Below are 10960 nucleotides of genomic sequence, written 5' to 3' on the forward strand. Positions count from 1 at the left end.
TCTCACCTCGCAGGCGGCGAATACGCCGACTCCATAACATAAGGTCTTCTCATGACGCGGTCGTGGTGGGGCTGGGGTCACGTCGAGGACGCGGTGGGCGCGCGGGAGCGCGCCAAGCTGGTCGAACGGGTCCGGGCGGTGCTGCCGGACGCCGATCTCGCCCTCCACGAACCACCCGATCCAGCGACGCTTCCGGTCCCGCGGAGCCGGATCGCGCCGCGCTTCGACCACTGCTCGGCCGACCCGGTCGACCGGCTCGCGCACGCCCGCGGCAAGGCGTTCCGCGACGTGGCGCGCAATCTCGCCGGACAGGTGTCCGACGTGCCCGACCTCGTCGCCCGGCCGCGCACCGAGCAGGACGTCGTGGACGTGCTCGACTGGTGCGGGCACGAGGGCATCGCGGTCATCCCCTTCGGCGGCGGCTCCAGCGTGGTCGGCGGCGTCGAGCCGCGCGGGCTGGCCGGCCCGGTCGTCACGCTCGACCTGGGCGCGCTCGACCGCGTCCTCGAGGTCGACCCGGTGAGCCGCGCGGCGCGCATTCAGGCGGGCGTTTTCGGACCACACTTGGAACAGCAACTGAAGCCGCACGGACTCACGTTGCGGCATTTCCCCCAGTCGTTCGAGTTCTCCACACTCGGGGGCTGGCTGGCCACCCGCGCGGGCGGTCACTTCGCCACGCTCTACACCCACATCGACGACCTGACCGAATCACTGCGCGTCGTCACACCCGCCGGGGTCAGCGAGTCGCGGCGGCTGCCCGGCTCCGGCGCGGGCCCCTCGCCCGACCGCATGTTCCTCGGCTCCGAGGGCACCCTCGGCGTGATCACGGAGGCGTGGGTGCGCCTGCAGCGGCCACCGGGCCACCGGGCCAAGGCATCGGTGCGGTTCGCCGGCTGGCCGGAAGCGGTCGCGGCCACGCGGGCCGTCGCACAGTCCGGTTTGTACCCGGCCAACTGCCGGCTGCTCGACCCCGCCGAGGCGTTCCTCAACGCGGGAACCGGCACCGCGGTCCTCGTGCTCGCGTTCGAGTCCGCCGACCACCCGGTGGACTCGGCGCTCCAACGCGCGCTCGAACTGTGCCGCGACCACGGCGGTGAGTCCACAGTGGAGGACACGAGCGCGGCGTGGCGATCGTCGTTCCTCCGCATGCCCTACCAACGTGACGCAATGGCACAGCACGGCATGATCACGGAGACGTTCGAGACGGCGTGCACCTGGGACGGTTTCGACCGGCTGCATGCCGCCGTGACCGAGGCGGCGACCGACGCCGTGCGCGAGGTGTGCGGCGCCGGACTGGTCACGTGCCGCTTCACCCACGTCTATCCGGACGGTCCGGCGCCCTACTTCGGCGTCTACGCGCCGGGACGGTGGGGCAGCCTGGTCGCGCAGTGGGACGAGATCAAGGCCGCGGTCTCGGAGGCGATCGCCACCGCGGGCAGCACGATCACCCATCACCACGCGGTCGGGCGGGACCACCGGCCCTGGTACGACCGGCAGCGGCCGGAGCCGTTCGCGCTCGCCCTGTCCGCCGCGAAACGGGCGCTGGATCCGCACAATGTGCTCAATCCCGGCGTGCTCGTCGGATGAACGACTCGCTGTTTTGATCAGTTCCAATGCGAGGCCTTCAGGTGCCTCATACTCGCATCGGCCTCATGAAATATCGTAAGTTTCACGAGATCGGAAAAGATTTCTTTACAGCGTGTAGCGGATGACTACTCGGTGTATGTGAAGCTTGCTCAAACATGTTCCCATGAACTACCTAGAAATTTTGGGCTAATACGGTACGTTTCGGTCCAAACGCGTCTGATTGGGTGAACCGGAGGGCCACCCCGATGAACAGCCTGTGACATCGAAAGCCCGTCTAGCGTCCCAATTGGGGAAATGCACACGCATGCTCCATTCGGCGGTCCCGGTCGGTGACATGTATTTGACAACGTACGACCGAGGCTGAACGGTCTAACGAGTTGATCCTTCAGGGCTTCCAGCAAAGGTCAGCGAGGAACGATGGAACACGCCAACTTGTCTCATTTGCTCGAAAAGCTTGCCAGACATCACCTCATTCCCGGTGCGCAACTCGTGGTTCACCGGCAGGGCACCACGGAAGCATTCGAGTTCGGGGAACAGGTGCACGCCGGCGGCCTGCCGATGTCGCGTGAGGCACGCGTTCCCGTGGGGTCGATCAGCAAGACGTTCACCGCCTCGCTCGCCATGATCCTGGCGTCCGACGGCGACCTCGACCTCGACGAGCCGCTCGCCGAGTACCTGCCCGAGGCGGGCGGGCTGAGCGACCGGCTCACCGCGCGGCACCTGCTCAGCCACACCGGTGGCCTGCCGTCGGAACCGGATGAGGTGCGCGCCACGACGCTGCGCAAGCACGTGCTCGACTGCTGCCGCCGGGTGCGCCCGATGCACGAGCCGGGTGACGGGTTCTCCTACTCCAACATCGGCTACTCCCTGGCCGGGCACCTCATCGAGGTCGTGACCGGTATGAGCTGGTGGGAGGCCATGTCGTCGATTCTGCTGCAGCCACTGGGAGTGCGTCCGCACTTCGTGGTGGCGCCCGGCGGCGGACATGTTTCGGTGCCCGGCCACGCGGTAAACCCGGCGCGTGGGCGCATCGTCCCGGTGCAGCAGTCCCTCACGCTCGTGGACGCCCCCGCGGGCGCGATCGCGGCCAGCGCGACCGACCTGGCGCTGCTCGGCGAACTGCTCGCCGGGCGGGGCCCGGAGCTGATCGGCACCGCCGAGCTCAAGGAGATGCGCCTGCCGGTCGCCGGCGCCGAGCCGTTCGGAATGGCCGACGCCTGGGGCCTGGGCGTCGCGTTGTACGACGACGGATGGTTCGGACATGACGGCACCGGCGACGGAACCTCATGTCATCTGCGCGTGCACCCGGAGTCCGGAACTGTTGTTGCGCTCACAACAAACGGCAGCACCGGATTCGCGATGTGGCGTGAGTTCGCCCGAGAAGCGGGTATAGGTGACTATGACCCGCTGCGTCAACTGGGCAAACCCCTAGAATCCGCGCCGGAATTCACCGGACGTTTCTACAACGGCGACACGGAGTATTCAGTCATCCCCGGTCATGAAGCACCACTGCGTCTCGTCGTCGACGGCGAGCCGTTCGCCGAGCTCACCCTCTACGACGGTTTGATGTTCGCCATGAGGGACGTCGACACGGGAGAGACCAACCAGAGCGGGCGCTTCATCCGGGATTCGAGCAATTACGAAATCGGATGGCTGCAGGTAGGCGGCAGGCTCGCCCGCCGGCACGTCGCCGCCTGACCCTCCCCCCGTTTCTCAAACCGCCTTGTCCCCCCGAAAGGCTCTCGCGTCCGATGATGCTCCATGAACTGTTTCGCGCCCAGGTCGACCGGACACCGAACGCCACCGCGATCGTGTCAGCCGACGAAACGCTCACCTACGCCGAGCTGAACGCGCGGGCCAACCGGCTCGCGCATTGGCTGGTCGCGCGAGGGGCGGGCCCGGAACGGGTCATCGCACTGCGGCTGCCACGGTCCGTCGAGATCCTCGTCGCGCAGCTGGCGGTGCTGAAGGCCGGTGCGGCGTACCTCCCGATCGACCCGGCCTACCCCGCGGAGCGGATCGAGTTCATGCTCACCGACGCCGCGCCGCTGCTGGTGCTGGACGGCCCGGTGGACGCGAGTGGCTGCCCGGACACCGACCCGGTCACGGACGTCACGCCGGACAACAGTGCCTACGTGATCTACACGTCCGGCTCGACTGGACGGCCCAAGGGCGTCGTCGTGCAGCACACGGGACTGGCCAACTTCTCCGCGGCCGAGATCGAGCACTTCCAGGTCCGGCCGGGTGACCGGGTGCTCGAGTTCTCGTCCCCCAGCTTCGACGCCTCGGTGCTGGAGCTCTGCATGGCCTGGCCCGCGGGGGCCGCAATGGTCGTGCCGCCGGAGGGGCCGCTGCTCGGCGACCAGCTCGCCGAGGTGTTGCGGGACAACCGGATCACGCACGCGCTGATCCCGCCGGTCGCGATGGCGACCGTCCCGGACGTACCGCTGCCCGACTTCCGGACGTTGATCGTCGGCGGCGACGCCTGCACGGCCGAACTGGTCGCGCAGTGGGCGCCCGGCCGCCGGATGATCAACGCCTACGGGCCGACCGAGTCCACCGTGGTCTCGACGTGGAGCGAGCCGCTCGTCCCCGGCGGCACCCCGCCGATCGGCAAGGCCATTCGCGGCATCGTCACCCACATCCTCGACGACGACCTGCGGCCCGTGCCGGACGGCACCGCGGGTGAGCTGTACGTCGCCGGGGTCGGGCTCGCCCGCGGGTACCTCGACCGGCCCGGCCTGACCGCGCAACGGTTCCTGGCCAACCCGTTCGCGCCCGGCCGGATGTACCGGACCGGTGACGTGGTGCGGCGTGGCGCCGACGGCGTGATCGAGTTCGTCGGACGCGCGGACCACCAGGTCAAGATCCGCGGGTTCCGCATCGAGCTCGGCGAGATCGAGACCGTGCTGCGGACGCATCCGGCGGTCCGCGAGGCGGTCGTGATCGCTCGCGAGGAACAGGGGCTCAAGCGGCTCGTCGCTTACTTCGTCGGCGACGCCACCGCGGCCGAGCTGCGGGAGCTGGTGGCGGGCCGGCTGCCCGACTACATGGTGCCCGCGGCGTTCGTGGCGCTGGAGGCCTTCCCGTTGAGCCCCAACGGGAAGCTGGACCGCAAGGCACTGCCCGCCCCGGTCGTCGGCACCGAGACGCCCGGCTACGTCGCACCGCGTACGGCCGCGGAACGGACCGTCGCGGCGGCGTGGTCCGAAGTGCTCGGCATCGCCACGATCGGCGCCGACGACGACTTCTTCCGCCTCGGCGGCGATTCGGTTTTGGCCGTGAAAGCGCTATCCACGCTCGGCCTGCCGTTGCGGGCGATCTTCGACCACCGGACGGTGGCGGAGCTGGCGGCAGTGCTGCCCGAACGCCCGGCCGACGCGATCCCGCGAGTCCACACCGGACAGCCGGTTCCGCTGTCTCCCACCCAGAAGCGGTTCCAGCAGGCCGAGGGCATCGACAACAACACGGCCGTCGGTGTGCGGCTGACCGGCCCGCTCGACGTCGACCGGCTGCAGACGGCTCTCACCGCGCTCGCCGGCCGGCACGACGCGCTGCGCACCACGGTGCACGACGACATGCAGGTCATCGCGCCGACAGCCGACCTGCGGCTCAGAGTGGTCGGCGAGGCCGAACTCACGGACGTGCTGGCGACGCCGTTCGACCTGCGCACCGGGCCGCTGACCCGCGTGCTGCTGGTCCGGCTCGCACCGGACGAGCACGTGCTCGTGCTGAACCAGCATCACATCGTCACCGACGGCTGGTCGGTGTCGCTGCTGCTCGAGGAGCTGGCCGCGCTGTACGCGGGCGAGGAGTTGCCCGAGAGCGGCCTGCAGTACCCGGACTTCGCGTTGTGGCAACAGGACCAGCCGGAACCGAGCCTGGAGTACTGGCGGCACCGGCTGCACGGGCTGGAGGCCCTGGACCTGCGCACCGATCGCGTGCGCCCGCCGTTGCGCACCACCTCCGGTGCGGTACACCGCACGCTGTTCCCGCGGGAGCTGGTCGACCGGCTCACGACGGTCGGCCGCGCGCACGACGCCACGCTGTTCATGACGCTCACCGCCGCCATGAAAGTGATCATGGCGCGGTACAGCGGACAGCGGGACATCGCGATCGGCACTGTCAACTCCGGCCGTGACCGCGCCGAGCTGCACCGCGTCGCGGGGTTCTTCGTCAACACGCTGGTGCTGCGGTCCTGGCTGGACCCGGAGGCGCCGTTCACCGAGTTCCTCGACCGGGTGCGCGACACCGTGCTGGAGGCGTTCGCCCACGACGACGTGCCGTTCGACCGGCTCGTCGAGGCAGGGAACATTGATCGCGACCCGAGCCGCACTCCACTCATCCAGGCCGCGATCGCGCTGCAGCAACCCCTGTTGCGGCGCGACGACTTCGGTGACCTGACCGCGGCCGAGTTCGACCTGCCCCGGCCGGCCGCCCGGTTCGACCTGGTCGCGGACTTCTGGCCGCGCGCCGAAGGGCTGACGCTCGCGCTGGAGTACAACACCGACCTGTTCGAGGCGAGCACGGTCGAGCGGATGGCCGCCGACCTGCTGGAGCTGTGCGAGGCGATCGTCGCCGACCCGGACCGCGACCTCACCGCGTTCGCGGGCACGGCGTCCACCGCGGCCCGTGTACGTGGCTTCCGCGTCGACACCGATGTCGTCGAGGCCGCGCTCGCCGGGCACGTCCGGGACGCGCACGTCGTGGTCCACGGCGACCGGCTGGTCGGGTACGTGGTGCCGGGCGAGCTGCACACCGCCGCGTTGCGCGGGCTGCTCAGCCAGGTGCTGCCCGACTACCTGATCCCGACGACATGGGTGGAGCTCGACGCCATCGATCGCACCGACCTGCCCGAGCCGCCCGAGGAGCGCCCGGCCGAAGTCCGTTACGTGGCACCGCGCACGCCGGTCGAGGCGGTGCTGGCGACGATCTTCGCCGAGGTGCTCGGAGCCGGCCGCGTCGGCGTGCGGGACAACTTCTTCGCGCTCGGTGGTGACTCGATCCTGGGCATCCAGGTCGTCACCCGCACCCGGCGCGCCGGGCTGCGGCTGACGTCGCGCGACATCTTCCAGCACCAGACGATCGCGGCGCTCGCCCCGCATGTCGAGACGTCCGCGACCGGCCAGGCAGACCAGGGCCAGGTGAGCGGTGAGGTGCCGCTGACGCCGATCCAGCGGTGGTTCTTCGAGCACCACCCGCAGCCGGACCGGTTCCACCAGTCGATCATCGTCGACTTCGACGAGGACGTGGATCCGCAGCGGCTGCGCAACGCCGTGAGCTCGCTGGTCGACCACCACGACGCGCTGCGCATGCGATACACCCGCGACGGTCTGGTGTGGCGGCAGCACAACGAGCTCACCGGCCATTCGCAACTCGAATACTCGCTCGTCGGCCCGCGCTCGGTCCGGCTGTCGGCGCACCACCTCGTCGTGGACGGCATCTCGTGGCGGATCCTCGCCGAGGACCTGCTGACCGCGTACTCCGGCCGTCCGCTGCCCGCCAAGACCACCTCGTTCCGTGACTGGGCGCTGCGGCTCAAGGAAAGTGCGGAGTCCGGCGGGTTCGACGACGAGCGCGGGTACTGGGAGCGGATCACCGGCGACACCCCGCGGACCGGCACCACGGCGTCGCAGCGATCGGTGACCGTGCGACTGTCCAAAGCGGACACCGACGCGCTGGTGCGGGACGTGCCGCCGGTCTACCGGACGCAGATCAACGACGTGCTGCTCGCCGCGCTGGGCTGTGTGCTGAGCGGCTGGACGGGCGACCGTCGGGTGACCGTGGCCCTGGAGGGGCACGGGCGCGAGGAGCTGTTCGCCGGCGTCGACCTGTCGCGCACGGTCGGCTGGTTCACGACGATGTTCCCGGTAGTCCTCGACCTGCCTGAGGCGGGCTGGGGCGCGACGCTCAAGTCCGTCAAGGAACAGCTGCGGGCGGTGCCGCGCAAGGGCATCGGGTACGGCGCGCTGCGGTACCTGACCCAGCCGGGCCTGCCCGAGGTGATGCCGTCGGTCGCGTTCAACTACCTGGGCCGGTTCGACGGCGGGCACCGCGACCTCGACCTCGACGCGGGTCCCGCTTCGCCGCGTCCGCACGTGATCGACGTCGTCGGCCGGATCGAGCGCGACGAGCTGGAGCTGACCTGGTTCTACAGCACCGAGCTGCACACCGAGCCGGAGATCACCCGCCTCGCCGACGAGATGGCCACGGCGTTGCGCGACGTCGTGCGCCACTGCGCGTCGCCGACGGCCGGTGGCCGCACGCCGTCGGACTTCCCGCTCGCGGCACTGACCCAGGCGCAGGTCGACGCGCTGGGAGTCGTCGAGGACGTCTACCCGCTGACGCCGATGCAGGCGGGCATGGTGTTCCACTCGCTCGACGGCACCTACCTGCAGCAGACCAGCTTCGTGGTCGACGGTTCGGCCGACCGGCTGGCGAGGTCGTGGCAGGAGGTCGTCGACCGGACGCCGATCCTGCGCAGCGGCGTGGTGTGGGAGGGCGTACCCACTCCGGTGCAGGTCGTGCACTCCGGGGTACGGCTGCCGGTGCGGAAGCTCGACTGGACCGGTGTGTCCGAAGAGGAACGCCGCGCCCGGCTGGAGTCCCTGCTGGCCGAGGACCGCGCCGAGGGCCTCGACCTCTCGTCGGTGCCGCTGATGCGGATCACGCTGGCAACGCTGTCCGAGCGCGAGGTGCAGGTGCTGTGGACGTTCCACCACGTGCTGCTCGACGGGTGGAGCGTCTTCCACGTGCTCAGCGACGTGCTCGAAGGGCCAACTGACCGGCCGCCGTTCCGTGACTACGTCGAATGGTTGCAGCGGCAGGACGACGGCGAGGCCGAGTCGCACTGGCGCGGCGTGCTCGGCGACTTCCGCGACCCGACTCCCCTGCCGTACGACCGTCCGCCGTCCGGCCAGCACTCCTCGTCCTCCTCACAACACGTGCGAATCACGCTGGACGCTGCCGCCTCTGAAGCGCTTTACACGTTCGCGAGACGCAATCGCGTCACGTCCGGCACCGTGGTGCAGGGCGCTTGGGCACTGCTGTTGTCGCGCTACAGCGGCTCGTCCGACGTGTGCTTCGGCTCGACCGTGTCAGGCCGGCCGGTCGAGCTGCCCGGTGTCGACGCCATCACCGGCATCTTCATCAACACGCTGCCCGTGCGCGTCCCGGTCTCACCGGATTCCGAGGTGGGGCCGTGGCTGCGCGGGCTGCAGGCCGCGCAGGCCGAGTCGCGCCGGTTCGAGCACCTGCCGCTGACGCGGCTGCACGGCTGGAGCGGTGTCGACGGCGGCACGAACCTGTTCGACAGCGTCGTGGTGTTCGAGAACTACCCGGTGGACGGGCTCGCTTTGCGGTCGCTGGAAGCGGTCGAGACGACGAACTTCCCGTTGAGTGCCACGGTGTATCCGCACGCCGAGCTGGCCGTGCTGCTCGGGTACGACCCGGCGCTGTTCGACGAGTCCACCGCCACCCGGCTCGCCGCGCACCTGCGGGAGTTGCTGCTCGGCCTGTCGTCAGCCCGGCTGGTGGGCGACGTGCCGATGCTCTCCGCCGCGGAGACCGAGCAGGTGCTCGTCGGCTGGAACGACACCGCCCATCCGGTGCCCGACCGCACGCTGGTGGACCTGCTGCGGCCCAGCGATCTGTCCGCCGAGGCGCTGCGGTTCGAGGGTGAGTCGCTCACCTACCAGCGTTTGCACGAGCGGGCGAACCGCCTGGCGCACAAGCTGATCTCGCTGGGCGCCGGGCCGGAACAGGTGGTCGCGGTGCGGCTGCCGCGGTCGATCGACCTGGTCGTGACGTTGCTCGCGGTGCTCAAGGCCGGTGCGGCGTACCTGCCGATCGACCCGGACCTGCCGGCCGAGCGGATCGAGTTCATGCTGTCGGACGCGGCCCCGGTGCTGGTCGTGGACACGCCTCACGACGCCTCCGCTTTCCCGGCCACGGAACCGGACGTCGACCTGGATCCGTCGAGCCCGGCCTACGTGATCTACACGTCCGGTTCGACCGGCCGCCCCAAGGGCGTGGTCGTGCCGCACTCGGGCATCGTGAACCGGCTGCTGTGGACACAGCATACGTATGGGCTTGGAAACACCGACCGCGTGCTGCAGAAGACGCCGGCGAGCTTCGACGTCTCGGTGTGGGAGTTCTTCTGGCCGTTGGCCGTCGGCGCGACCCTGGTGGTGGCCAAGCCCGAGGGGCACCGTGACGCCGCCTACCTCGCCGACCTGATCCAGCACGAGCAGATCACGACCGTCCACTTCGTACCGTCGATGCTGCGCGCGTTCCTCCGCGAGCCCTCCGCTGCGGGCTGCACGGGCCTGCGCCGGGTGCTGTGCAGCGGCGAGGCACTGCCGCCGGACCTGGTCCGGGCGTGGTACCTCGTCCTTCCGTCGGTGCCGCTGCACAACCTCTACGGCCCCACCGAGGCATCGGTCGACGTCACGTCGTGGGCGTGCACCACTGACGACGTGGTCGTGCCGATCGGACGGCCGGTCTGGAACACCGGGCTGCGGGTGCTCGACGCGGACCTGCGGCCGGTGCCACCCGGTGTGCCCGGCGAGCTCTACCTGACCGGTGTGCAGCTGGCGCGCGGCTACCTGAACCGGCCCGGTCTGACCGCCTCGCGGTTCATCGCCGATCCCTTCGGGGACGGGCGGATGTACCGGACGGGCGACCTGGCACGATGGCGCGCCGATGGCTCGGTCGAGTACCTCGGGCGCACCGACCACCAGGTGAAGATCCGCGGTCTGCGGATCGAGCTCGGCGAGATCGAGGCCGCCCTGACGCGCGTCGCCTCCGGTGCCGCGGTGGTCGCGCGGGATGATCGGCTCTACGCCTTCGTGACTCCAGCTGACTGTGACGTCTCCGCGGCTCGTTCGGCCGTCGCGGCGGCGTTGCCCGAGTACATGGTGCCGTCGCTGATCGTGCCCATCGAATCGCTTCCGTTGAGCCCCAACGGAAAGCTCGACCGGCGTGCTCTGCCGATCCCGTCCTTCGAACCGGCCGCCGTCTACGTGGCGCCGCGCACGCCGACCGAGGAGGCGCTGGCCGCCATCTGGTCGGAGGCGCTGGACGTCGAGCTGGTCGGCGCGGAGGACGACTTCTTCGGGCTGGGCGGTGACTCGATCCGCAGCCTGCACGTGACCTCGTTGGTACGCACGACTTTCGGGGTCGAGCTGACCCCGCGGGACGTGTTGTCCACCCGGACGGTCGCCGCGCTCGCCGACCACGTCGAGGAACTGATCCTGCGGGAGCTGGAACAGGTCGCAGCCATGGACCAGGCCCCGTAACGGGCCGCTCCCCGCCCCTTCCCCATCCACTCCCGCGCATCGTCGCCGCCCCCGACGAAGTCTGGTGAAGCACA

General features: G+C 70.0%; 2 protein-coding genes and 1 pseudogene. All 3 read left to right on the forward strand.

Translation table 11 applies throughout. The features are described 5' to 3' along the window. Positions 1-51: 51 nt before the first annotated feature. A complete protein-coding gene (locus QSK35_RS03745) occupies positions 52-1587 on the forward strand; it encodes an FAD-binding oxidoreductase (protein ID WP_285742215.1) in 1536 nt (511 codons plus the stop codon). 417 nt (positions 1588-2004) lie between these two features. After that, on the forward strand, positions 2005-3285 hold the full coding sequence (locus QSK35_RS03750) for a serine hydrolase domain-containing protein (protein WP_285742217.1): 1281 nt from the start codon (positions 2005-2007) through the stop codon (positions 3283-3285). 59 nt (positions 3286-3344) lie between these two features. Continuing rightward, positions 3345-10886: pseudogene (locus QSK35_RS03755) on the forward strand (amino acid adenylation domain-containing protein); the annotation flags it as partial. Positions 10887-10960 lie beyond the last annotated feature (74 nt).

This window comes from Lentzea sp. NBRC 105346, from assembly GCF_030269605.1.
Classification (GTDB): domain Bacteria; phylum Actinomycetota; class Actinomycetes; order Mycobacteriales; family Pseudonocardiaceae; genus Lentzea.

Excerpts from the sequence above, each read along its gene's own strand:
- QSK35_RS03750 (WP_285742217.1), top strand. The coding sequence starts at position 2,005 with ATGGAACACGCCAACTTGTCTCATTTGCTCGAAAAGCTTGCCAGACAT.
- QSK35_RS03745 (WP_285742215.1), top strand. The coding sequence starts at position 52 with ATGACGCGGTCGTGGTGGGGCTGGGGTCACGTCGAGGACGCGGTGGGC.